20 protein-coding genes are annotated in these 23,172 nt (G+C 69.4%); 9 read left to right on the top strand and 11 right to left on the bottom strand.

The genetic code is table 11. The features are described from left to right. Positions 1 to 25 precede the first annotated feature (25 nt). The gene (locus TSH58p_RS11870) at positions 26 to 3,457 is read left to right on the top strand and encodes a PAS-domain containing protein (protein ID WP_109072648.1); all 3,432 of its coding nucleotides are present in this window, start codon (positions 26 to 28) and stop codon (positions 3,455 to 3,457) included. Between the two features lie 7 nt (positions 3,458 to 3,464). Here the strand turns inward: TSH58p_RS11870 and TSH58p_RS11865 are convergent, their stop codons facing one another. Together TSH58p_RS11865 and TSH58p_RS11860 are read right to left on the bottom strand one after the other, a co-directional pair. Next, a complete protein-coding gene (locus TSH58p_RS11865) occupies positions 3,465 to 3,674 on the bottom strand; it encodes a cold-shock protein (RefSeq protein ID WP_094301501.1) in 210 nt (69 codons plus the stop codon). 369 nt (positions 3,675 to 4,043) lie between these two features. After that, complete coding sequence (locus TSH58p_RS11860) at positions 4,044 to 5,480, bottom strand: sigma-54 dependent transcriptional regulator (protein ID WP_109072647.1); 1,437 nt, start codon at positions 5,478 to 5,480, stop codon at positions 4,044 to 4,046. Between the two features lie 295 nt (positions 5,481 to 5,775). On the opposite strand from TSH58p_RS11860, the gene coaBC reads away from it, so the two are divergent. From coaBC to TSH58p_RS11820, 8 genes are all read left to right on the top strand, one after another. Continuing rightward, the gene (gene coaBC / locus TSH58p_RS11855; protein WP_109469225.1) at positions 5,776 to 7,032 is read left to right on the top strand and encodes a bifunctional phosphopantothenoylcysteine decarboxylase/phosphopantothenate--cysteine ligase CoaBC; all 1,257 of its coding nucleotides are present in this window, start codon (positions 5,776 to 5,778) and stop codon (positions 7,030 to 7,032) included. Next, the gene (gene dut / locus TSH58p_RS11850) at positions 7,029 to 7,523 is read left to right on the top strand and encodes a dUTP diphosphatase (protein ID WP_109069295.1); all 495 of its coding nucleotides are present in this window, start codon (positions 7,029 to 7,031) and stop codon (positions 7,521 to 7,523) included. The genes coaBC and dut overlap by 4 nt, the downstream gene beginning before the upstream one ends. Continuing rightward, entirely contained in the window at positions 7,523 to 7,978 is a 456-nt protein-coding gene (locus tag TSH58p_RS11845; RefSeq protein ID WP_014238770.1) for an Rrf2 family transcriptional regulator, read from the top strand. The genes dut and TSH58p_RS11845 overlap by 1 nt, the downstream gene beginning before the upstream one ends. A gap of 75 nt (positions 7,979 to 8,053) precedes the next feature. Next, positions 8,054 to 9,013, top strand: coding sequence for a cysteine synthase A (gene cysK / locus TSH58p_RS11840; protein ID WP_109069294.1), 960 nt, complete (start codon positions 8,054 to 8,056; stop codon positions 9,011 to 9,013). Between the two features lie 309 nt (positions 9,014 to 9,322). Then, positions 9,323 to 10,132, top strand: a complete 810-nt coding sequence (locus TSH58p_RS11835; RefSeq protein WP_109069293.1) for a hypothetical protein — start codon at positions 9,323 to 9,325, stop codon at positions 10,130 to 10,132. A 74-nt stretch (positions 10,133 to 10,206) separates the two neighbouring features. Beyond that, entirely contained in the window at positions 10,207 to 10,995 is a 789-nt protein-coding gene (locus TSH58p_RS11830; RefSeq protein ID WP_109069292.1) for a molybdopterin-synthase adenylyltransferase MoeB, read from the top strand. A gap of 25 nt (positions 10,996 to 11,020) precedes the next feature. After that, complete coding sequence (locus TSH58p_RS11825; protein ID WP_109069291.1) at positions 11,021 to 11,458, top strand: DsrE family protein; 438 nt, start codon at positions 11,021 to 11,023, stop codon at positions 11,456 to 11,458. Positions 11,459 to 11,463: 5 nt separating this feature from the next. Continuing rightward, positions 11,464 to 11,721 carry a hypothetical protein gene (locus tag TSH58p_RS11820; RefSeq protein WP_109069290.1) on the top strand — a complete coding sequence of 86 codons (258 nt, stop codon included), beginning with the start codon at positions 11,464 to 11,466 and terminating at the stop codon, positions 11,719 to 11,721. Between the two features lie 149 nt (positions 11,722 to 11,870). Here TSH58p_RS11820 and phoB read toward each other — a convergent pair whose 3' ends face one another. The 9 genes from phoB to TSH58p_RS11775 all read right to left on the bottom strand — a co-directional run bounded on the left by phoB (position 11,871) and on the right by TSH58p_RS11775 (position 23,118). Then, entirely contained in the window at positions 11,871 to 12,575 is a 705-nt protein-coding gene (gene phoB / locus TSH58p_RS11815; protein WP_014238776.1) for a phosphate regulon transcriptional regulator PhoB, read from the bottom strand. A gap of 31 nt (positions 12,576 to 12,606) precedes the next feature. Continuing rightward, positions 12,607 to 13,407, bottom strand: a complete 801-nt coding sequence (gene phoU / locus TSH58p_RS11810) for a phosphate signaling complex protein PhoU (protein ID WP_109069289.1) — start codon at positions 13,405 to 13,407, stop codon at positions 12,607 to 12,609. 73 nt (positions 13,408 to 13,480) lie between these two features. Continuing rightward, positions 13,481 to 14,266 (bottom strand): phosphate ABC transporter ATP-binding protein PstB, encoded by a 786-nt coding sequence (gene pstB, locus TSH58p_RS11805; RefSeq protein WP_174444024.1) that lies wholly within the window; start codon positions 14,264 to 14,266, stop codon positions 13,481 to 13,483. A gap of 37 nt (positions 14,267 to 14,303) precedes the next feature. After that, positions 14,304 to 15,602: a phosphate ABC transporter permease PstA gene (pstA, locus tag TSH58p_RS11800; RefSeq protein ID WP_199230085.1), complete on the bottom strand. Its 1,299-nt coding sequence runs from the start codon at positions 15,600 to 15,602 to the stop codon at positions 14,304 to 14,306. Further along, positions 15,595 to 16,977, bottom strand: coding sequence for a phosphate ABC transporter permease subunit PstC (gene pstC, locus TSH58p_RS11795; RefSeq protein ID WP_109069286.1), 1,383 nt, complete (start codon positions 16,975 to 16,977; stop codon positions 15,595 to 15,597). Before pstC ends, pstA begins: the two co-directional genes overlap by 8 nt. Positions 16,978 to 17,069: 92 nt before the next feature. Continuing rightward, a complete protein-coding gene (locus TSH58p_RS11790; protein WP_094301490.1) occupies positions 17,070 to 18,113 on the bottom strand; it encodes a PstS family phosphate ABC transporter substrate-binding protein in 1,044 nt (347 codons plus the stop codon). A gap of 193 nt (positions 18,114 to 18,306) precedes the next feature. Then, entirely contained in the window at positions 18,307 to 19,812 is a 1,506-nt protein-coding gene (locus tag TSH58p_RS11785; RefSeq protein ID WP_109069285.1) for an ATP-binding protein, read from the bottom strand. A gap of 154 nt (positions 19,813 to 19,966) precedes the next feature. Continuing rightward, positions 19,967 to 22,237 (bottom strand): NADP-dependent malic enzyme, encoded by a 2,271-nt coding sequence (locus TSH58p_RS11780; protein WP_109069284.1) that lies wholly within the window; start codon positions 22,235 to 22,237, stop codon positions 19,967 to 19,969. A 218-nt stretch (positions 22,238 to 22,455) separates the two neighbouring features. Then, positions 22,456 to 23,118, bottom strand: coding sequence for a Crp/Fnr family transcriptional regulator (locus TSH58p_RS11775; protein ID WP_247873943.1), 663 nt, complete (start codon positions 23,116 to 23,118; stop codon positions 22,456 to 22,458). Positions 23,119 to 23,172 lie beyond the last annotated feature (54 nt).

The raw sequence follows: 23,172 nt of genomic DNA, 5'->3' as shown, positions 1-23,172 counted from the left end.
CGCCTCGTCCCATGCGGAGCGTCGAATGCCGTTCCCCCACCGCCGGCTGCGCCGTTGGAGCTGGCTCACCCTGGTCGCGCTCCTTCTTCTGATGGCGAGCGCGCTGCACACGCTGCAGCATCTTGTGGAGCATGGGACCGACGAGCTGATCTGGCCCTTCTTCGGGATCGGGCTGGCCGGCGCGGTGATGGGTCTGGCGGTGCTGCGCGAGCGGGAGGCCACCCGGCGCGCCCAGGCGGAGGCCCGCGCCGCCGACAGCCGCGCGGCCGACGCCCACCGCCGCCTGTCCGAGGCCATCGAGGTCGTCAACGAGGGCTTCGCGCTGTTCGACGCCGACGACCGGCTGGTCCAGTGCAACGCCCGCTTCCGCGAGATCTACGCCCCGCTGGGTCCGCTGGAGCCCGGCATCACCTTCGAGTCGCTGATCCGCCGCGGCGCGGAGGCCGGCCATTATCCCGACTGCGGCACCGGCGACATCGACCGCTGGATCGAGCGTCAGATGGAGCGGCACCGCAACCCGCAAGGCCCGCAGGTGACGCGGATCGGCGACGGGCGCTGGTTCAAGATCGAGGAGCGGCGGACCAGCGACGGCGGCTATGTCGGGCTGCGCACCGACATCAGCGAGCTGAAACGGCGCGAGCAGGAGCTGGCCTACAAGTCCGACCTGCTGGAGGCCACCTTCAGCGCCATGTCGCAGGGCCTCGTGGTGTGGAGCGCCGACGGCCATTTCCTGACCTGCAACCGGCGCCTGCGGGAGATGCTCGACCTGCCGGACGACGCGCTCCATCCCGGCCTGAGCATGGCCGGCTTCCTGCGCTTCATGGCCGAGCGCGGCGAGTTCGGCCCCGGCGATACGGCGGAGATCGTCGCCCGCCACCTGGCCTACCTGCGCCCCGAGGGCGTCAGCCGCATCGAGCGCACGCGCCCCGACGGCCGGGTGCTGGAGATCACCGCCAGCTTCCTGCCCGACCGCTCGGTCCTGATGACCTACACGGACATCACCGACCACCGCCGGACGGAGCGGGCGCTGCGCGAGAGCGAGGACCGCTTCCGCAAACTGTCGGACGCCGCCATGGACGGCATCCTGGTGCATGATCAGGGAATCATCGCCGATGCAAACCGGGCCGCCGCCGCCATCCTGGGCTACGCGCCGGACGAGCTGACGGGGCAGTCCGTCACCGCGATGATGGCGCCGGAGGACCGCGAACTCACCTGGCTGCGCATCCGCGCCCGCGACGAAACTCCCTTCGAGACCGTCTGCCTGCGCCGCAACGGCGAACGGCTGACGGTGCAGGGGGAGACCCGCTACGTGCCCTACCGCGGGCGGACGATGGCGATGGTGTCCTTCCGCGACATCACCGCCCACCGCCGCACCGAGGCGCAGCTCCGCCTCGCCAAGGAGCAGGCGGAGCTGGCGAGCCGCGCCAAGTCGGAATTCCTGCGCACCATCAGCCACGAGATCCGCACCCCGATGAACGGCGTCCTGGGCATGCTGGGGCTGCTGCTGGACGGCCCGCTGGGGGAGGAGCAGCGCACCTACGCCCACACCGCCCGCGAGTCGGCGGAGGCGCTTCTGTCCATGCTCAACGATATCCTGGACATCTCCAAGATGGAGGCCGGGAAGCTGACCCTGGAGTCGGGCCGCTTCTCGCCCGCCGAGGTGGTGGAGAGCGTGGCCGAGCTTCAGGCCGCCCGCGCCTTCGCCAAGGGGATCGAGCTGGCCGTCTGCATCCCCGGCGGCCTGCCCGCGGCGCTGCGCGGCGACTCGGGCCGGGTGCGGCAGGTCCTGCTGAACCTAGTCGGCAACGCCGTCAAGTTCACCGACCGCGGCGGTGTCGCCGTCACCCTGTCGGCGGTGGTGTCGGACCAGGACGGCGACGGCCAGGCGCCGCCGCGCCTGCGCTTCGAGGTGACCGACACCGGCATCGGCATTCCACAGGACGCCCAGGCCGACCTCTTCACCGAATTCTCCCAGGTGCATCCCCGCCTGTCGCGCCGCCACGACGGCGCCGGGCTGGGGCTGGCGATTTCCAAGCGGCTGGTGGAGATGATGGGCGGAAGCATCGGTTTCGACAGCGCCGCCGGCCAGGGCAGCCGCTTCTGGTTCACCCTGCCGCTGGAGCCCGGAACGCTGCGGACCGCCGGCGCGGAGCCGCCGCCTCTGGCCGGGCAGACGGTCCTTCTTCTGGAATCCAACCCCGTCGCCTGGCGGGCCCTGGCCGAACAGCTCCGCTCCTGGGGGGCCACGGTCAGCGCGCCGGACGTGGTGGCGATGGTGGCGGGGTTGGACGCCGGCACCCTGCCCGCCGCCGATGCCGCGGTGATCGGCAGCGTGGAGACCCCGGTCGCCGGCTCGCTGCCCGACCGGCTGCGCGCGCGGGGCGTCGGGCGGATCGTCCGTCTCACCCTGCCGCACCGGACCGTGGGCGGGGATGGCAACGGCGCCGACGCCACGGTGACGAAGCCGGCCCGGCCCTCCCGCCTGCTCGCCGCCGTGACCGGGCGGAGCTTGGTGGAGGCACCGCCCACCGCGGAGCCGCGTCCGCACGGCGCGGCCGTTCCGCCCCCCGCCGGAACGGGCCGGCGGATTCTCCTGGTCGAGGACAGTCCGACCAACCAGATGGTCGCCGCCCTGCTGCTGCGCGGTGCCGGCCATCGGGTCGACATCGCCAACAACGGGCGGGAAGCGCTGGAGGCGGTGGAGGCCGCGGCGTCCGGCCCGTCGCCCTACGGGCTGGTCCTGATGGACCTCGCCATGCCGGAGATGGACGGGCTGACCGCCACCCACCGGCTGCGCGCCCTGCCGGCGCCGGCCGGCACCGTGCCGATCATCGCGATGACCGCCGACGCCATGGACAGCGACCGCGAGCGCTGTCTAGCCGCCGGGATGAACGGGCATGTCGCCAAGCCGATCGACCGCCCGCATCTGCTGGAAACCGTCGCCCGCTGGCTGGAGGCCGCCCCGTTGGAGGCCGCCCCGTTGGAGACCGCCGCGCCCGCAGCGTCTTTGGACAGCCCCGCCCAGACCGCGGCGGGCGTTCTGGACATGGACGTTCTGGGCATGGACGTTCTGGGCATGGACGCTCTGGGCATGGACGTGCTGGACATGGAGGTGCTGCAGCAACTCGCCCAGGATCTCGACGCGGAGCTTCTGGCCGACGTCATCCGGCAGTTCGTGGAGGAGACGCTGGAGCGGGCCGAGAGAATCGCCCGCGGCGGGGCGGAAGCGGCGGAGGGGGGCCCGGCCGATCTCGCCGGACTGGCGAAGGAGGCCCACACGCTGAAGAGCACCGCCGGGACCTTCGGCGCCCGCGACTTGTCGGCGGCCGCCCGGGCGCTGGAGCTGGCCTGCCGGAGCAACGCGGTGAGCGAGGTGACGTCGCTGTGCCGCGACATCCCCCGCCTGACCCGGGAAGCCGTGGAGGCCTACCGGCTCCGCGGCTATGTCACGTCATGACGCCGCTTCACTCCATGACGCTGATGTTGACCGCGGCGTCCTTGCCGTTGTTGCCGCGCGCGACCTCGAACTGGACGCGCTGGCCCTCGGACAAGGCGTGAAGACCCGACTTCTGCACGGCCGTGATGTGCACGAACACGTCCTTGGCGCCAGCCTCCGGCGCGATGAAGCCATATCCCTTGGTGGTGTTGAACCATTTGACGGTGCCGGTGGTCATAAGGCGAACTCCTGCTCCTCGGTCGGGGGCCGCCGCCGGTCCGCGCCGCGGGGCGCAAGGGGCCGGCGAAGGACAATGGGCTGTGCGGCGGTCATGTGCGGCGGTCCGCTGTGGCGCCACGCGGAAGCGCAAGCAAAGCAACGCGAGGGGAGGCTAGCCGGATGGCACCGGTACCGGCAAGGCGGCTTCACGGCATATGCCCAATGTGGCCAAACCGGTCATTTGGAAATAAGCCGATGGCGGCAGGTCCCGGCACGGCAAGACTTTCGATGGTCTTGCGTGAATTGAACGCACACGAAGCCTATGCTTCGGCAGGACCAGCGGCGGGCGGGCGGGAACGGGGTATGGAATTCCCGGGGCGGCCGGGATTCAGAGTTTTCCTTCGGCCTGCCAGGCGAGGCGCTTGCGGTAGATGGTCGAGGCGCTGATCTCCAGCAGGGCCGCGGCGCGGGGGATGTTGCCGTCGCAGGCGGCGATGGCCTCCTCGATGGCGTCGCGCTCCACCTCCCACAGCGGTTTCACCGCCTTCGGGGATGGCGCTTGGGCCACGGCGCCTTGGGCGTGGACATGGCCTGCGCCCTGGCCGTTTCCGCCGCCGTTGGCGGGAAGCGGCGCCGCGGTCCCCGCCGGGGTGCCGAGCGGAGCCGGCAGCATGGCCGGCGTCACGGTGTCGCCGTCGTGCAGGACCACGATGTTGCGCACCACGTTCTGCACCTGCCGCACGTTGCCCGGCCAGTGGTAGGTGCGCAGCGCCTGCTCCGCCGCCGGGGAGAAGCGGACGAAGCCCTTGCCCTCCTCCCGCGCGTAATCGGCCAGGAACTGGCGGCAGATCTCCAGCACGTCGTCCTCGCGCTCGCGCAGCGGCGGCAGGTGGATGGGGATGACGTGCAGCCGGTAATAGAGATCCTCGCGGAAGCGCCCCTCCTCGACCTCGCGCAGGGGGTCGCGGTTGGTCGCGCAGATGATGCGCAGATCGACCTTCTCCAGCCGGCTGCCGCCGACCGGCGTGAAGGTGCCGGTCTGGATGAAGCGCAGCAGCTTGGTCTGGAGGTCGGGCGCCAGCTCACAGATCTCGTCGAGGAACAGGGTGCCGCCGTTGGCCCGCGCCGCCGCGCCCTCGCGGTCGGCCACCGCCCCGGTGAAGGAGCCCTTCATGTGGCCGAAGATCTCGCTCTCCATCAGGTCCTTGGGGATGGCCCCGCAGTTGATGGCGATGAAGGGCCGGTCGGCCCGCGGGCTCTGGCGGTGGATGGCTTCCGCGCAGACCTCCTTGCCGGTGCCCGACTCGCCGGTGATGAAGACCGTCGCGCGGGAGGAGGCGGCGCTGTCGATGATCCGGTACACCGCCTGCATCGCCAGCGACGAGCCGAGAAAACCGTGGTAGCGGCTACGCCCCAGGTCCTTCTCGAAGCTGTCGACGAGCTGGGCGAGGCGCAGCCGCTCCATGGCGTTGCGCACGGTGACGGTCAGCCGCTCCGCCGAGAAGGGCTTCACCAGGAAATCATAGGCGCCGTAGCGCATCGCCTCCACCGCCACCCCGACCGACCCGTGGGCGGTGATGATGATGACCGCGCAGGGCAGCGCCTGGGCGCTGATCCGCTTCAGCACCTCCATCCCGTGCATGTCGGGAAGCTGGAGGTCCAGAAGCACGATCCGCGGCACGCCGTCGGCGAGCTGCTCCAGCGCCGCGGCTCCGGTCTCCACCGTGGTGACGGCGCTGCAATCCTTCTTCAGGAACTCCGCATAGACGCGGGCCAGCGACGGCGTGTCTTCGACGAGAAGGATCGGTGTGGAGCGCGGGGGCATGGACCGTATGGATTCGAAAGAAAATCACGGCGGAGTGGTCGGATTGCACTGGTTATCAGCAAATCCTTAAAAATCCACTCTACGCGATGACGGGCCGTGGGCGAAAGACCTGGAATGCGGCCGCGCAACGAAATATCCCATCCATGGTTTCACACCCCGGCCATGGATGTGCATTTCACACCGGATTTGCTGTGAGGATGAGCGAAGGACGCTTGTACTGGACGCCATGATGGAATATCTGAATTCTACAAAATCCATCGCCCACACAATCCATAGCAAGGAGCGGCGGACCCCCGTGGCCGAAACATCCGTGCTGTCCGGCAAGCGCATCCTGCTCGTCATCGCGGGCGGCATCGCGGCCTACAAGAGCCTGGAGCTGATCCGCCGCCTGAAGGAGCGGGGCGTGCGCGTGCGCGCGGTCCTGACCCGGGCGGGGGCGCAGTTCGTCACCCCCCTGTCCGTGCAGGCGCTGACCGAGGACACCGTCTACCAGGATTTGTGGTCCCTGACCGACGAATCGGAGATGGGGCACATCCAGCTGTCGCGCGACGCCGACCTGCTGGTCGTCGCCCCGGCCACCGCCAACCTGCTGGCCCGCATGGCCGCCGGCATGGCCGACGACCTGGCCGCCACCGTGCTGCTGGCCACCGACAAGCCGGTGCTCGTCGCCCCGGCGATGAACGTCCGCATGTGGGAGCATCCGGCGACCCGCGACAACCTCGCGCTCCTGGAGAAGCGCGGCGTCCGCCGGGTCGGCCCGAACAAGGGCGAGATGGCCTGCGGCGAGTACGGGTTCGGGCGCATGGCCGAGCCGATGGAGATCGTCCAGGCCATCGCCACCCATTTCGAGGAGCTGGACGCGCCCAGGCCGCTGGCCGGCAAGCGCGCCCTGGTCACCAGCGGCCCGACGGTGGAGCCCATCGACCCGGTGCGCTTCATCGCCAACCGTTCCTCCGGCAAGCAGGGCCACGCCATCGCCGCGGCGTTGCGGCGGCTGGGCGCCGAGGTGACGCTGGTCACCGGCCCGACCGGCCTGCCCGAACCGCTTGGCTGCACCGTGCGCCCCATCGAGACGGCGCGGGAGATGCTGGCGGCCTGCGAGTCGGCCCTGCCCGCCGACATCGCGGTCTGCGCCGCCGCCGTCGCCGACTGGCGCGTGGCCGGCGAATCGGACCGCAAGCTGAAGAAGGACGGCGGCGGCCCGCCGAGCCTGACCCTGACCGAGAATCCCGACATCCTGGCGACCCTGTCCCAGCCCGGACCGCGCCGCCCGGCGCTGGTCGTCGGCTTCGCCGCGGAGACCGGCAACGTGGTGGACTACGCGACCGCCAAGCGCGCGCGCAAGGGCTGCGACTGGATCGTCGCCAACGACGTGTCGCCTGGCACCACGACCTTCGGCGGGGCCGACAACACCGTCCATCTGATCCGCGCCGACGGCACGGAGGACTGGCCCACCATGGGCAAGGACGCCGTGGCCGCCCGCCTGGCCGAGGCCATCGCCCGGCATTTCAACCCGCCCCCCACCCCCGCCCCCCAGGAGACCATTCCGTGAGCGCAACGGCATCCGCCATTCCCGTTCCCATCGTCCGGCTCGCCCACGCCGCGGGGCTGGACCTGCCGGCCTACGCGACGGAACACGCGGCGGGCATGGACCTGCTGGCCGCGCTGGCCGAGCCGGTCGTCCTGGAGCCGGGCCGCCGCGCGCTGATCCCCACGGGCGTCGCCTTCGCCCTGCCCGACGGGTACGAGGCGCAGGTGCGGCCGCGCTCCGGCCTGGCGCTGAAGCACGGGGTCACGGTGCTGAACAGCCCGGGCACCATCGACGCCGATTACCGCGGCGAGGTCGGGGTGATCCTGATCAACCACGGCGACCAGCCCTTCACGGTGGAGCGCGGGCAGCGCATCGCCCAGCTGGTGATCGCCCGCTACGAGCGCGCCGCCTGGGCCGAGTCGGCCGCCCTGCCCGACAGCGCCCGCGGCACCGGGGGCTTCGGCTCCACCGGCCAGTTCGCCACGTCCTCCCCCGCGCAGGAGTCGCACTGATGCTCCGCATTTCCAAGAAGCTGATGTTCGCGATCGAGGCGGTGCTGGACATCGCCTACAACGCCGGCACCGAACCCGTGCAGTCCGGCGAGATCACCCGCCGCCAGGGCATCCCCAAGCGCTATCTGGAGCAGGTCCTTCAGCAGCTCGTCCGCGACGGCGTCCTTGCCGGCGTGCGCGGGCCGCGCGGCGGCTACCGGCTGGCCCGCGAGCGCCGGCGGATCACGCTGGGCGAGATCGTGAAGGTCGTCCGCTCCATGGAGACCGCGACCGACCCCATCGAGGAGCCGGCCGGCTCCATCCTGGGGCACAAGGTGGTCCGCCCGCTGTGGAACGAGCTTCAGGAGGAATGCATGAAGAAGCTCGACGACATCACCATCGAGGATCTCTGCCTGCGCGCCCGCACCGCCGGCGTGGAGAGCGAGACCGAAGACCGCATCGATTTTACGATTTGATCCCACCCGGAAAACGGTTAAATTCTACACATGCTGTAGAAAGTGGGAAAATACCACATACCGGAGGAGTGAAAAATGCCGGGTTCCGAGTTTCGCGGTAAGATCTACGACAGCATTCTCGACACCGTCGGCGCCACGCCGCTGGTGCGCGTCCAGCGGCTGGCCGATGACGCCGGCGCCAAGGCCCAGATCGTCGGCAAGCTGGAGTTCTTCAACCCGCTGGCCAGCGTGAAGGACCGCATCGGCTTCGCGATGATCGACGCCGCGGAACGCGCCGGCACCATCGAACCGGGCCGCACCACCCTGGTCGAGCCGACGTCGGGCAACACCGGCATCGCGCTGGCCTTCGTCGCCGCCGCCAAGGGCTACCGCCTGATCCTGACCATGCCGGAAAGCATGTCGGTCGAGCGCCGCAAGATGCTGAAGCTGCTGGGCGCCGAACTGGTGCTGACGCCGGCCGCGGAAGGCATGAAGGGCGCCATCCGCCGGGCCGACGAGATCGTCGCCACCGATCCGAACGCCTACATGCTCCAGCAGTTCAAGAACGCTGCCAACCCGGAGATCCACCGCAACACCACGGCGGAGGAGATCTGGAAGGACACCGACGGCAAGGCCGACTTCCTGATCTCCGGCGTCGGCACCGGCGGCACGCTGACCGGCGTGTCGGAGGTCCTGAAGGCCCGCAAGCCCGGCTTCCGCACCATCGCGGTGGAGCCGGAGGACAGCCCCGTCCTGTCCGGCGGCATGCCCGGCCCGCACAAGATCCAGGGCATCGGCGCCGGTTTCGTGCCGGACGTCCTGAAGAAGGACCTGATCGACGAGGTCGTCCGCATCTCCAACCAGCGCGCCTTCGAGACGGCCCGCAAGGTGGCGAAGCTGGAAGGCATCCCGGTCGGCATCTCCTCGGGTGCCGCGCTGGCCGCGGCGCTGGAGATCGGCTCCCGTCCGGAGAACGAGGGCAAGCTGATCGTCGTGATCCTGCCGTCCTTCGCCGAGCGCTATCTCTCCACCGCTCTGTTCGAAGGGCTGGAGTAAACCGGCCTCCCCTCTCCCACATTCGTCACGGGTGTGGGAGAGGGATGTCCGGCGCACTTTCTTGCGCAACCGGGCGGCGAATATTGCGCCGTCGCGCATCCTGCTGTAGAGTGGGATCCGTCCGGTCTTTTTGCGCGACGATCGCACCGGTCGGCGCTTTGACAAAAAGATTGGATTTTAGTAATCTAACCTGTCGGCGCCGGGAGTTTCAGCCGGCGCGGCTCCGCCGTTTCAGGCGACGGCCCGGCTTGCGGCGCGGCCGCCCGACGATGCGGAGCTGACGGCACAGGACCAGCGGGGGAGGCCACCATGGGCGTCGCGATTCCGAATGCCTCGACGATGAACTGGTTCCAGTTCCGCGGCATCACCAACGAATTGGACTCCAACCTCGCGTCCACCGACTACCGCCAGTTCACGGTGTCGAAGACCGGCGAATTCAATTTCAAGATCGCCGACATCAACACCAACATCAAGATCGTCGACCAGAACAACAAGGTCGTCGCCGAGGCGAAGGCGAAGAACGAGGCGGCGCAGACCAGCGCGAAGCTCGGCCCCGGCACCTACACCGCGGTCATCTCCCAGGCCGTGCGCGGGGTGAACGAGCGCGAGTACACGCTGGACATCACCGAACGCCAGAGCGTCATGATGGTGGGGAACGGCGCCCAGATGAAGGGCATCGCCCGCGCCGTCGTCGGCAACGACAGCGGCGTCCAGAAGCATTCGCTGACCGTCGCCCAGGGCGGCGAGTTCGTCGGCAACATGTCCCTGCCCTACACGCGCTGGGCCGTCATGAGCAAGGAGGGCAAGGTCGTGGCCTCCGGCGACACGATGGACCCGACGAAGTCGGGCGAGGACATGCTGAAGAAGCCCAGCTTCAAGATCGAGCCCGGCCAGTACGAGCTGGTGATCGTCCCGCCGAAGAACGTGATCGGCGAGATCCCCTACCAGCTGAACTTCATCCAGAAGGTCGCCAAGGCGCCCGAATCGACCGAGGAACGCCCGTTCGACAAGATCATGCGGGAGCGCGAGGCCCGGCTGAAGCAGTGGGCGGCGGAGGACGCGAACAAGTCGTCCAGCAAGGCGAAGACCACCCCCTACAAGATGAGCCTGCTCGCCTGACGCCGCCCGCCGCGGCGAGGTCCTGAGCGAGGGGACTTGCGCGGCACGGGGCGTTCCGCGCTATTCTGCGGATCATGGATTTCACCGACACCCAGCTTCACCGCTATTCCCGCCACATCATCCTGCCGGAGGTCGGCGGCGTCGGGCAGGAGGCGCTTCTGCGCGCCCGCGTCCTGGTCGTCGGGGCCGGCGGGCTGGGCGCGCCGCTGCTGCTCTACCTCGCCGCGGCGGGGGTGGGCACGATCGGCGTCATCGACGACGACACGGTGGACCTGTCCAACCTGCAGCGGCAGGTGATCCACGACGAATCGTCGCTCGGCGTCCCGAAGGTGGAGAGCGCCGCCGCCCGCATCCGCGCGCTGAACCCCGACGTGGCGGTGGAGGTGCACAAGGCGCGGCTGACCCGGGACAACGCGCTGGACCTGATCGGGCGCTACGACATCGTCGCCGACGGGTCGGACAATTTCGCCACGCGTTTCCTGCTGAACGACGCCTGCTACTTCGCGAAGAAGACGCTGGTGTCGGCGGCGATCCTGCGCTTCGACGGGCAGGTGTCCACCTTCAAGGCCCATCTCGGCGACCCGCACCCCTGCTACCGCTGCCTGTTCCCGGAACCGCCGCCGCGCGGTCTGGTGCCGTCCTGCTCCGAGGGCGGCGTGCTGGGGGCGCTGGCCGGCTTCGTCGGTTCGCTCCAGACGACCGAGGTGCTGAAGGAGATCATGGGCATCGGCGAGGGCCTATCGGGCAGCCTGATGATGCTGGACACGCTGCACGCCTCGTTCCAGCGCATCACGGTGCGGCGCGACCCGGACTGCCCGCTGTGCGGCGCCCACCCGACCATCCACGACCTGTCCGCCCATTGAGCGGCGCCTCGGAGAGCCCTGAACCATGGAAGGTCCCGAGTCCCTGTCCATCGTCCTGTTCGCGGGCGGCTTCGACCGGGTTCACTACGCCCTGGTGATGGCCAGCGCGGCGGCGGCGACCAACCGCAAGGTCACCCTGTTCTTTACCGGCCGGGCGCTGAACACGCTGCTCGCCGCAGACGCGGACGGCGCGCCGGGCTGGCACCGGCTGGACCCCGCCGACGACGGCGGTTCTCCGGCGGAGCGCGACGCCTTTTTCACCGCCAACGGATTGGCCGGGTTCGAAGAGCTTCTGGAGGCCTGCGTGATGCTCAAGGTCACGGTCATGGCCTGCGAGATGGGGCTGCGCGCGCTCGGCCTGCCCGCCGGGGTGCCGATGCGCCCCGACGTGCCGGTGAAGACCGGCGGAGTCGTCACCTTCCTGAACGACGCGCCGAAGACCGGCGCGATCCTGTTCGTGTGAGCGCGATGACCGACGACCACAGCCTGGTGATCGAATACGCGAACCGCTTCGAGGCGATCGCCGCGGAGGGTTTCGAAGGCCACCCCTACCGGGACGCGCTGGCCCATCTGGCGCAGCACGTGACGGCGCACCCCGATCTCGCCCCGCGGGTGGCGCACGCCCTGCGCGTGATGATCGGCTTCATCGAAGACAGCGACCGGGCGAAGCGCTTCGGCCCGAAGGTGGACATACTGCGGGAGGCGGTGGGGCTGCTGGAGGGGTGAACAGCTCCGGCACGTGGGCCCCCACCCCGGCCCTCCCCCGCTGCGCAGGGGAGGGAGATGGGCGCGAAACGGCGGCAGTCCCCTCCCCTGCGCAGCGGGGGAGGGTTAGGGTGGGGGCACGGTTTGCGCCGATTTCCGCCGGAAAACGGTCAGATGGACTTGCTGTCCAGCGCGTAGCCCGCTGAACGGACGGTGCGGATCAGGTCCATCTCCGTCTCCTCGTTCATCGCCTTGCGCAGGCGGCGGATGTGCACGTCCACGGTGCGCGGCTCGACATAGACGTCGTGGCCCCACACCACGTCGAGAAGCTGCTCGCGCGAGAAGACGCGGCCGGGATGCTGCATGAAATGGCGCAGCAGGCGGAATTCGGTCGGCCCCAGATGCACGTCACGGCCGTTCCGGCGCACCCGGTGGGCGGCCAGATCCATGGTCACGTCGGCGAACTGCAGCGTCTCGTCGGTCATGCCGGGGGCCGAGCGGCGCAGGACGGCGCGCATGCGGGCGACCAGCTCGGTCGGGGAGAAGGGCTTGGTGATGTAGTCGTCGGCACCGGAATTCAGGCCGCGCACGCGGTCCGCCTCCTCGCCGCGGGCGGTCAGCATGATGATCGGGATGTCGCGCATCTTGCTGTTGCGGCGCATCTGGCGGCAGACCTCCAGCCCCGACATCAGCGGCAGCATCCAGTCGAGCAGGACGATGTTCGGCGTCTGCTCGCCGGCCAGCAGAAGGGCTTCCTCGCCGTCGGTGGCGGCGTTCACGCGGAAGCCTTCCTTCTCCAGATTGTACTTCAGCAGCGTCACGATGTCGGCTTCGTCCTCGACGATGAGGACGAGCGGCTTCAGCGCCGAATTCATGCTTGTCCCGCTCCCACTGCGCGTCTCGCCGTCACGCGGCATGTCCCGCTCCATCGTTATCCGGGCCGCCGTCCCGCGGCAATCCCCGTTCCACAGCCTCCGTGGCCGCATCCATGACCGAACCGTCCGGCTCGACCACGGCGAAGCTGCTGCCGTCGTTCTTCGGACGCGCGGCGCGCAGCGTCGTCCCGACCACCAGATAATGGATGGTCTCGGCGATGTTGGTGGCGTGGTCGCCGATCCGCTCCAGGTTCTTCGCCATGAACAGCAGGTGGGTGCAGGGCGTGATGTTGCGCGGGTCCTCCATCATGTAGGTCAGGACCTCGCGGAACAGGCTGGTGTAGAGGTCATCCAGCTCCTCGTCGCGCTCCCAGGCGGCGATGGCGCGCTGGACGTCGCGCTCGATGTAGGCGTCCAGCACGTCCTTCATGATCGACTCGACCAGCCGCCCCATGCGCGGGATGGCCACCGCCGGGCGCACCACCGGCACCTGGGCCAGCGCCAGCGAGCGCTTGGCGATGTTGGAGGCGTAGTCGCCGATCCGCTCCAGGTCCGACGCGATCTTCAGCGCCGACACGATCTCGCGCAGGTCCTGGGCCAGCGGCTGGCGCAGGGCGAGCAGGCGCACGGCCTCGGCGTCGATGTCGCGCTCGTAGGCGTCGATGCGCCGGTCCGCCTGCATGACCTGGGCGGCCAGCGCGACGTCGCGGCGGGCCACCGCCTTCACGGCGGCGTCCACCTGCGCTTCGGCGACGCCGCCCATCTGGGTGATCAGGTTGGACAGGCGCTCAAGTTCGTGCGCGAAGGAGCGCACGATGTGTTCGGTGCTCATGCTTCACGTCCTTCGCTGATGGAGGAGGAGCGGCGATGCCGAGGGTCAGATGCCGGGGATCAGACGCCGGCGATCAGCCGTAGCGGCCGGTGATGTAGCCCTGGGTGCGCTCGTCCCGCGGGTTGGTGAAGATTTCCTCGGTGTCGTCGCACTCCACCATGTCGCCCAGGTGGAAGAAGGCGGTCTTCTGGGAGACGCGGGCCGCCTGCTGCATGTTGTGGGTGACGATGACGATCGTGTAGTTCTCGCGCAGCTCGTCGATCAGCTCCTCGATGTGGGCCGTCGCGATGGGGTCGAGCGCCGAGCAGGGCTCGTCCATCAGGATCACCTCGGGGCTGACGGCGATGGCGCGGGCGATGCACAGGCGCTGCTGCTGGCCGCCGGACAGGCCGGTGCCCGGCTCGCGCAGGCGGTCCTTCACCTCGTTCCACAGGCCGGCGCGCTGCAGCGAGGTCTGGACGATCTCGTCCATCTCGTCGCGGTGGCTGGCGATGCCGTGGATGCGCGGGCCGTAGGCGATGTTGTCGTAGATCGACTTCGGGAAGGGGTTCGGCTTCTGGAAGACCATGCCGACGCGGGCGCGGAGCTGCACGGCGTCGATGTTCTTGCCGTAGACGTCCTCGCCGTCGAGCGCGATCAGCCCCTCGACGCGGCAGTTCTCGATGGTGTCGTTCATGCGGTTCAGGCAGCGCAGGAACGTCGACTTGCCGCAGCCGGACGGGCCGATCAGGGCCATCACGCGGTTTTCCTGGATCTCCAGGTTGATGCCCTTGAGCGCCTGCTTGGCCCCGTAGAACACCTTGACGTCGCGGGCGACCATCTTGGTGCCGTGGATGCCGGCGGCGGGACGCGAAGCCATGGCCGTAGCCGGGATGTGGGTCTGGACGCTCATGGGGTTACCAACGCCTCTCGAATTTCTTGCGCAGGAAGACGGCCAGGCCGTTCATCAGGATGAGGAAGGCGAGCAGGATCAGGATCGCCGCGGAGGTGCGCTCCGTGAAGGCCCGCTCGGGGCTGTCCGCCCACATGTAGATCTGCACCGGGATGGCCGTGGCGCTGTCGGTCAGGCCGCCGGGGATGTCCACGATGAAGGCGACCATGCCGATCATCAGCAGCGGCGCCGTCTCGCCCAGCGCGCGGGCCATGCCGATGATGGTGCCGGTCAGGATGCCCGGCAGGGCCAGCGGCAGGACATGGTGCGTCACCGTCTGCAGCGGCGAGGCGCCGACGCCCAGCGCGGCCTCGCGGATCGACGGCGGCACTGCCTTCAGGGCGACGCGGGAGGCGATGATGATGACCGGCAGGGTCATCAGGGCCATCACCAGACCGCCGACCAGCGGGGCGGAGCGCGGCAGCCCGAAGAAGCCGAGGAACACCGCCAGGCCGAGCAGGCCGAAGATGATCGACGGCACCGCGGCGAGGTTGTTGATGTTGACCTCGATCAGGTCGGTCCAGCGGTTCTTCGGCGCGAACTCCTCCAGATAGACCGCGGCGGCGATGCCGATGGGCACCGACAGCAGCATGGTCACCACCAGCGTCAGGGCGGAGCCGACGACGGCCCCCAGGATGCCCGCCTGTTCCGGCTCGCGGCTGTCGCCGGCGGTGAACAGGGTGGTGTTGAAGGTGCTGCGGATCGACCCGTTGGCGACCAGCGCGTCGATGGCGGCGATCTTGACATCGTTCAGCCGGCGCTCGCTCTCCGGCACGTCGCGCCGGATGAAGCCCTTCATGAACTGGTCGATCTCGTCGTCGGCGCGGACCCAGACCGTCTGCGTGGTGCCGACGATGGAGGGGTTGGCGTTGACCATCGCCTCCAGCTCGTACGGCGCGCCGGAGGACAGCAGGTCGTTCAGCGAGCGGCGGGTGGCGCGGTCGGTGGCCGCGGGGACCTGGGCGTAGAGCGCCTGCCGGACGATGGCGGTGTAGTTCCGCTCCTCGACCTGCTGCTTGTCCAGCGTCACCTCCAGCCGGATCTGCGCCTGCCAGAAGGCGGTGTAGCCCTTGCTGACGATGGAGCCGAGCAGAACCACCAGCATCAGCGAGGCGATCCCGACGGCGAGCATCCCGGCGATCCGGAACCGGCGCTCCGCGGCGTAGCGGCGGCGCAGGCGGGCGGAGAACTCCTCGCTCTGGTAGCGCGACTTGGTGACGGCGACCGACATGGCCCGCGTATCCTGTTCCACGAGGTCAGTCATATTTCTCTCGATACTTCTGGACCACCCGGAGGGCGACCATGTTGAGGGTGAGGGTCACGACGAACAGGACGAGGCCCAGCCCGAAGGCCGACAGCGTCTTGGGGCTGTCGAACTCCTGGTCGCCGACCAGCAGCGTGGCGATCTGCGTCGTCACCGTGGTCACCGCGTCCAGCGGGTTGGCGGTCAGGTTGGCGGTGAGGCCGGCGGCCATGGTGACGATCATCGTCTCGCCGATGGCGCGGCTGACCGCCAGCATGACGGCGGCGACGATGCCCGGCAGGGCGGCGGGCAGCACGACCAGCCGGATCGTCTCCGACTTGGTGGCGCCCAGCCCGTAGGAGCCGTCGCGCAAGCTCTGCGGCACCGCGTTGATGACGTCGTCCGACAGCGAGCTGACGAAGGGGATGATCATCACGCCCATCACGAAGCCGGCGGCCAGCGCCGATTCGGAGCTGACGCTCAGCCCCAGGCTGTTGCCCACGTCGCGGACGAAGGGCGCCATGGTCAGGGCGGCGAAGAAGCCGTAGACCACGGTCGGGATGCCGGCCAGCACCTCCAGGATCGGCTTCAGCCAGGTGCGCAGGCCCGGACTGGCGTATTCCGACATGAAGATGGCCGCCATCAGCCCGACCGGAACCGCCACCGCCATGGCGATGCCGGTGATCAGCAGCGTGCCGGCGAACAGCGGGATCGCGCCGAAGGAGCCGCTGGAGCCCACCTGGTCGGCGCGCATGGCCATCTGCGGGCTCCAATGCGTCCCGAACAGGAAGTCCAGCGGGTTGACCACCGCGAAGAAGCGGATCGCCTCGAACAGAAGCGACAGCACGATGCCGATGGTGGTCAGGATGGCGACCAGCGAGCAGATGACCAGCGCGATGTTGACCGTGCGCTCCACCCGGTTGCGGGCGCGCAGGTCGGGGTCGATCCGGCCGCGGGCGTAGAGCAGGCCGCCGATGGCGATGCAGCAGCCGATGACCAGAAGGCTCCAGTCGCCGAGCGCGTGCAGCCGCAGGTAACGCTCCGCCGCCGCGACCACCTCCGGGTCGGGCTCGCGGCCCGTGGCGACGCCGTGGGCGAGGTTCAGGATGTCGGCGCGCAGCAGGCCGAGCGACTGGGCGTCGCCGTTGACCAGCCGGTCCGGCAGGCCGGACAGGACCATCTGCATGACCAGCCAGCCTTCCGACGCCCCCCAGAAGGCGAAGAGCAGCAGGGCCGGAAGCCCCGCCCAGAGGGCGACGTAGAAGCCGTGGTAGGACGGCACCGAATGAAGCTCGACGATGCGGCCGCCGACGGAGGCGACGGCACGCGACCGGCCCATCTGGTAACCGATCACTGTGAGCAGGGCCAGAATGATGAGCAGTACCGTGAGCTGCATGCGAAACCGCCGGAAATGGGCTGAGAGTTGGCTCCTGGCACAAACGGGAAACCGGCGGCCCTCCGGGGAGAGCCGCCGGCTCCGTCAGCCGGTCAGAGCTGGAGCGGGGTCAGGTTGGTCGCCGAGGTGCGGGCGGCGTCGCGCTCCGCCTTCGGCAGGGAGATCAGACCCTTGTCGGACAGGTAGCCGTCCTCGCCCATCGCGCGCTCCGAGGTGAACTCGGCGACCAGCTCGCGGATGCCGGGGATGACGCCGGCATGGGCGTTCTTGATGTAGATGTACAGCGGGCGCGACAGCTCGTACTTGCCGGCCTGGACCGCTTCCGGCGACAGTTCGACGCCGTCCATCTTGGCGGTCTGCAGCTTGTCGCGGTTCTGGTCGTAGAAGCTGTAGCCGAACACGCCGAAGGCGTCGGGGTTGGCGGTCAGCTTCTGGACGATCAGGTTGTCGTTCTCGCCGGCCTCGACGTAGCCGCCGTCCTCGCGGATGGTCATGCAGGCCTTTTCACGGGCCTTCTCGTCGGCGACGATGGTCTTCACCTCGGCGACCTTCTTGCAGCCTTCGAGCATCACCAGCTCGTTGAAGCTGTCGCGGGTGCCGGACGTCGGGGGCGGGCCGAGGACCTCGATCTCCTTGTTCGGGAGCTTCGGGTCGATGTCCGACCACTTCTTGTAGGGGTTGGCGACCATCTTGCCGTCCACCGGCACGTCCTTGGCCAGGGCCTTCCACAGGATCTGGGTGGTCAGGTCGGTGTGCGGGGCCTGCTTGGAGTAGGCGAGCGCGATGCCGTCGTAGCCGATCTTCAGCTCGGTGATCTGGGCGACGCCGTTGGCGGCGCACTGCTCGACCTCGGACTTCTTGATGCGGCGCGAGGCGTTCGCCACGTCCGGGTGCTGCGGGCCGACGCCCGCGCAGAACAGCTTCAGGCCGCCGCCGGTGCCGGTCGACTCGACGACCGGGGTCTTGAACTTGCCGCCCTTGCCGAAGGCCTCGGCAACCGCCGTGGTGAACGGGAACACGGTTGAGGAGCCGACGGCGCGGATCTGGTCGCGCGACTGGGCGTTCGCAGCACCCGCGAAGGCGGCGGTCATGGCGACGACCGCGGCGGCGGTGACGGCGAGCTTCTTGGAATTCACGGTGATCCCTCCGATGGTCCGGTTGCCCCTTTGCCGGGGAACGCGATGGTTCAACCCCGTGCCGCTTCCCCCAGGGGCGGGCGGCTTGCGGGGCGGACACTAGTCGGGGTCCGCGACGCGCTGATTACGCTTTTATGACAGTTTCGTGACTGCGCCCACTTTCGGTCACGCCGGATGGGGGCGCCCGCAACCTCTAGGCTTGGCGCCGCGCGGGCTCCGCGGCGCGGCCCTCTCCCGACTCCTCCGACGACGCCGGCAGATAGACCGTGAAGGTGCTGCCCACCCCCACCGCGCTTTCGATGGTCAGGCGGCCGCGGTGGCGGTTCACGATGTGCTTGACGATGGCCAGCCCCAGCCCGGTGCCGCCCATGGCGCGCGAGCGGGCGGCGTCGACGCGGTAGAAGCGCTCGGTCAGGCGCGGCAGATGGGTGCGGGCGATGCCCTCCCCCTGGTCGCGCACGGCGACGGCGACCATCGGCATCCCCCGCCCGCCGCGGCCCGCCGGGCCGGACACCCCGACCGCCATGCCGTCGGCGAGCGACACGGCGACCGTCACGTCGGTGTTCTCGCGCGTGTACTTGATCGCGTTGCTGACGAGGTTCTGGAAGACCTGGGTGAGCTGGTCCTCGTCGCCGACCACCGCGGGCAGGGTGTCCGGCGCCTCCAGCGTCAGGCGGATGCGGCGGCTGGCGGCCTTCAGCTCCAGCGCCGCCATCACCCCGTCCAGCCGGTCCAGCACATCGACCGTGCCGGCGGGCGGCATGTGCTCGTCCAGCTCGATCCGCGACAGCGACAGCAGGTCGTTGACGAGGCGGGCCATGCGGCTGGCCTGGTCCTGCATGATCGACAGGAAGCGCTCGTGCGCCTCCAGATCCTCGCGGGCGGGGCCGCGCAGCGTCTCGATGAAGCCGAGCAGCGAGGACAGCGGCGTGCGCAGCTCGTGGCTGGCGTTGGCGATGAAGTCGGCGCGCATCTGCTCCGACCGGCGCAGCGCGGTGATGTCGTGCAGCGTCAGGATGACCATCCGCCCCGGCACGGTTCCGGCGGGCACCCCGTCCTCGCCGGGGGCCGGGCGGGGAACGCGCCGCTGGAAGGGCTTGACCCGCACCTCGAACATGCGCTCCACCGGCACCGGCAGGCTGAATTCCAGGATGCGCGAGGCGCCGCCCTTCAGCACGGCGTCCACCGCCTCCAGAACCGCCGGGTTGCGCAGCGAGGCGGCGAGGTCGCGGTCGAGGATGCGGTCGCCGAACAGGGCGCGCGCCGCCTGGTTGGCCCGCGCCACCTGCCGCTCCGCCCCGACGAGGACCAGCGGGTCGTGCAGCGCCTCGATGATCGACTCGTTGGCTTCGAGCTGGGCCAGCGCCAGTTCGGTGCGGCCGTTCATCACCCGGTGCAGCCGCACCGCCGCCGCCGCCGCCGCCCGCACCGGAGCGGAGGCGGTGGCCGGCAAGGGCGGAACCGGCTCCGTCGGGCCGGCGGCGAGCCGCGCCGCGTGGGCGGCCACCGTCCGCAAGTCGCGGAAATAGAGCCGGATCATCAGCGCCACCCCGCCGACCCCGGCCAGACCCCCCAGAATCGCCACCAGCGGCCCGATCGTCCCCTGCCGCCACAGCCCCCACAGGGCCGGCAGCAGCGGCGCCAGCACCAGCGCGGCGGCGACGATCAACCGGAGGGGCGGCATCGGCTTGGGAGTCATGATCGGCGCTTCTCGTGCGTCATGCGGACGGCTTTGGAGACGGAACTCCGCTTTTACACCATCCCGCAATCCGGTGAGCGGGCGTCACAAAAGATTAACGCGCGGGCCGGGGTCGACACCCGGCCCGCGCGTCGTCCGAAGAGCGCTCCGCCGCTTACCAGGGCAGCGAGTCGTGGGCCGCCAGCGCCGCCGCGGTGACCAGATCGTTGACCGAGGCGCCCATGGTGACGATCTGCGCCGGCTTGTCCAAGCCGATCAGCAGCGGGCCGATCATCTGGCCGCCGGCCATCTTGTTGAGCAGCTTCGCCGTGATGTTGGCCGAATGCAACCCCGGCATGATCAGCACGTTGGCCGGGCCGGACAGCCGGCAGAAGGGGTAGACCCGCTTCATCAGCTGATAGTCCAGCGCCACGTCCGCCGACATCTCCCCGTCATACTCGAAATCGACGCGGCGGCTGTCGAGGATGGAGATGGCCTCGCGCAGCGGGTCGGTGTGGGGGTGCGGGTGCTGGCCGAAGTTGGAGAAGGACAGCAGCGCCACCCGCGGCTCGTGCCCCATCTGCCGCGCCTTGGCCGCGGCCCCGATGGCGATGTCGGCCAGCGTCTGGCCGTTCGGCCGGACATGGACCGTGGTGTCGGCGATCAGCACCGTGCGGTTGCGCGTCAGGAAGACGTGCAGGCCGAAGACCGGCTCGTTCGCCTTGGCGTCGATGACCCGGCGGATCTCCTCGAAGGCGACGCCGAAGGTACGGGTCAGGCCGGTGACCATGGCGTGGGCGTCGCCCTGCGCCACCATCAGAGCGGCGAAGACGTTGCGGTCCTGGTTCACCATGCGCTGGCAGTCGCGCAGCAGGGCGCCCTTGCGCTGCATCCGGCGGTACAGATAGTCGCTGTAGCGGCGGTTGGCGTCGGAGACGCGGGCGTTGTGGATCTCCAGCGAGACGCCGGACTGGCCCATCGCCGCCAGCTGCTCCTTGATGACCTCCTCGCGCCCGATCAGCACCGGCGTGCCGAAGCCGGCGGCGCGGTAGGCGAGCGCCGCGCGGATCGTCCGCTCCTCCTCGCCCTCGGCGAAGACGACGCGGCGCGGGTTGGCCTTCACCTTCTCCAGGATGAGCTGGAGGCTGTCCGCCGTGGGGTTGAGCCGGGTGCGCAGCGCGTTCCGGTAGCCCGCCAGATCGACGATGGGCTTGCGCGCCACGCCGGATTCCATGGCGGCCTGGGCCACCGCGGCGGGGACCGTCACGATCAGCCGCGGGTCGAAGGGCACCGGGATGATGTATTCCGGCCCGTAGCGCAGGCGGCGGCCCGAGTAGGCGGCGTCCACCTCGTCCGGCACGTCCTCGCGCGCCAGGGCGGCCAGCGCCTTGGCGGCGGCGACCTTCATCGCCTCGTTGATGGTGGTCGCCCGCACGTCGAGCGCGCCGCGGAACAGGTAGGGGAAGCCCAGGACGTTGTTGACCTGGTTCGGGTAGTCGGAGCGGCCCGTCGCCACGATGGCGTCGGAGCGGACGGCCTTCACCTCCTCCGGGGTGATTTCCGGGTCGGGGTTGGCCAGCGCGAAGATGATCGGCTTCGCCGCCATCGACTTGACCATCTCCGGCGTCATCGCGCCCTTGGCCGACAGGCCGACGAAGACGTCCGAACCGGCGACCGCCTCCTGGAGCGTGCGCTTGTCCGTCTCCACCGCGAAGGACGACTTCCACTGGTTCATGCCGTCGGTGCGGCCGCGGTAGACGACGCCCTTGGTGTCGCACAGGATGATGTTCTCGCGCGGCACGCCCATGGTCGTGAACAGCTCGGCGCAGGCGATGCCCGCCGCCCCGGCGCCGTTGACCACCATCGTGATGTCCTTGATGTTCCGCCCGGTGATGTCGCAGGCGTTGATCAGGCCGGCGGCGGCGATGATGGCGGTGCCGTGCTGGTCGTCGTGGAAGACGGGGATGTCCAGCAGCTCGCGCAGGCGCTCCTCGATGATGAAGCAGTCCGGCGCCTTGATGTCCTCCAGATTGATGCCGCCGAAGCTCGGCCCGAGGAAGCGGACGCAGTTGACGAACTCGTCGACGTTCTTCGTATCGACCTCCAGGTCGATGCCGTCCACGTCGGCGAAGCGCTTGAAGAGGACCGCCTTGCCCTCCATCACCGGCTTGGAGGCGAGCGCACCGAGGTCGCCCAGCCCCAGCACCGCCGTGCCGTTGGAGATGACGGCGACGATGTTGCCCTTGGCCGTGTAGTCGTAGGCCGTGCTGGGGTCCTCGGCGATGCGCAGGCAGGGGACGGCCACGCCCGGCGAATAGGCCAGCGACAGGTCGCGCTGGGTCGTCAGCGGCTTGGTGGGCGCGATCTCCAGCTTGCCCGGACGCCCGGAGGAGTGCAGCAGAAGGGCTTCTTCGTCGGTGACGCGCTTCGTATCGGGTTCGGTCATCGGGGTTCGGTTCCTGAGCGTAGGCTGTTGCAGCCGTTCTTCTTTGGGCCGGCCGTCGTTGTTGTGACTGGTTCCGGCCGGTCGGGCGGCGGATGTTAGCCCGCGCGGGCGCGTCCCGCCAGAGCGGGATCGCACGAAAGATGCGAATTTTTGCTGGAATACGACATATCAGATCACGAACGATGACCGAACAAATCGTTTCGTGTCCGGAAAGAGGCTCAGCAGCCCTCGGCCATGTCGTAGATGGCGTCCATGTCGCTGATCAGGACCTTGTTGCCTTCCTGCAGCGAGATCACCCCAGCGGTCTTCAGCTGGGTGAAGGTGCGGCTGACCGTCTCGGTGGTCAGGCCCAGGTAATCGGCGATGTCGGCCCGGCTCATCGGCACGTAGACGGGGTTTTCCTTGTGCCCGCGCCGGGCGGCGCGCTGGGACAGCATCAGCAGGAAGGAGCAGATCTTCTCCTTCGCCGTCTTGCGGCCGAGCAGAAGCATCTGGTCCTGCGCCGCCGCCAGCTCGTTCGAGGCCATGGAGAAGAGACGGCGCTGCATCTTCGGGAACTCGTCCATCAGCGCGTCGATCTTCTTGCGCGGGAAGCGGCAGAGCGTCGCCGCCGTGACCGTTTCCGCGGTGTAGGCGTAGCTGTCGTTGACGGCCAGCCCCAGGAAGTCGCCGGTGACGAGGAAGCCGGTGATCTGGCGGCGCCCGTCCGGCAGCAGCTTGTAGAGCTTCACGGTGCCGGCGGTGACGTTGTAGAGCGCGTCCGCCGCGTCGCCCTCGCTGAACAGGGTCTGGCCGGCTTCGACGCGGGAGGTCTGCAGGATGTCGGCGAGACGGCGCAATTCCTCGGGGTCCAGGGCGGCGCAGACGGTCAGACTGCGCACGGGACAGGCCCCACAGGGATTCATCTCACTCGCCGCGCCCTTTTCGCGGGCGCG

Origin of the sequence: Azospirillum sp. TSH58 (genome assembly GCF_003119115.1) — a bacterium.
Classification (GTDB): domain Bacteria; phylum Pseudomonadota; class Alphaproteobacteria; order Azospirillales; family Azospirillaceae; genus Azospirillum.
This window is presented reverse-complemented; position numbering and strand designations above follow the sequence as displayed.

What these genes read in the sequence shown, in the direction of transcription:
- TSH58p_RS11835 (WP_109069293.1), top strand. Translation starts at nt 9,323, where the DNA reads ATGGGCGTCGCGATTCCGAATGCCTCGACGATGAACTGGTTCCAGTTC.
- pstC (WP_109069286.1), bottom strand. Translation starts at nt 16,977, where the DNA reads ATGCAGCTCACGGTACTGCTCATCATTCTGGCCCTGCTCACAGTGATC.
- TSH58p_RS11845 (WP_014238770.1), top strand. Translation starts at nt 7,523, where the DNA reads ATGCTCCGCATTTCCAAGAAGCTGATGTTCGCGATCGAGGCGGTGCTG.
- TSH58p_RS11830 (WP_109069292.1), top strand. Translation starts at nt 10,207, where the DNA reads ATGGATTTCACCGACACCCAGCTTCACCGCTATTCCCGCCACATCATC.
- TSH58p_RS11870 (WP_109072648.1), top strand. Translation starts at nt 26, where the DNA reads ATGCCGTTCCCCCACCGCCGGCTGCGCCGTTGGAGCTGGCTCACCCTG.
- TSH58p_RS11780 (WP_109069284.1), bottom strand. Translation starts at nt 22,237, where the DNA reads ATGACCGAACCCGATACGAAGCGCGTCACCGACGAAGAAGCCCTTCTG.
- pstB (WP_174444024.1), bottom strand. Translation starts at nt 14,266, where the DNA reads ATGGCTTCGCGTCCCGCCGCCGGCATCCACGGCACCAAGATGGTCGCC.
- TSH58p_RS11820 (WP_109069290.1), top strand. Translation starts at nt 11,464, where the DNA reads ATGACCGACGACCACAGCCTGGTGATCGAATACGCGAACCGCTTCGAG.
- TSH58p_RS11865 (WP_094301501.1), bottom strand. Translation starts at nt 3,674, where the DNA reads ATGACCACCGGCACCGTCAAATGGTTCAACACCACCAAGGGATATGGC.
- TSH58p_RS11785 (WP_109069285.1), bottom strand. Translation starts at nt 19,812, where the DNA reads ATGACTCCCAAGCCGATGCCGCCCCTCCGGTTGATCGTCGCCGCCGCG.
- TSH58p_RS11860 (WP_109072647.1), bottom strand. Translation starts at nt 5,480, where the DNA reads ATGCCCCCGCGCTCCACACCGATCCTTCTCGTCGAAGACACGCCGTCG.
- cysK (WP_109069294.1), top strand. Translation starts at nt 8,054, where the DNA reads ATGCCGGGTTCCGAGTTTCGCGGTAAGATCTACGACAGCATTCTCGAC.
- pstA (WP_199230085.1), bottom strand. Translation starts at nt 15,602, where the DNA reads ATGACTGACCTCGTGGAACAGGATACGCGGGCCATGTCGGTCGCCGTC.
- phoU (WP_109069289.1), bottom strand. Translation starts at nt 13,407, where the DNA reads ATGAGCACCGAACACATCGTGCGCTCCTTCGCGCACGAACTTGAGCGC.
- phoB (WP_014238776.1), bottom strand. Translation starts at nt 12,575, where the DNA reads ATGAATTCGGCGCTGAAGCCGCTCGTCCTCATCGTCGAGGACGAAGCC.
- TSH58p_RS11825 (WP_109069291.1), top strand. Translation starts at nt 11,021, where the DNA reads ATGGAAGGTCCCGAGTCCCTGTCCATCGTCCTGTTCGCGGGCGGCTTC.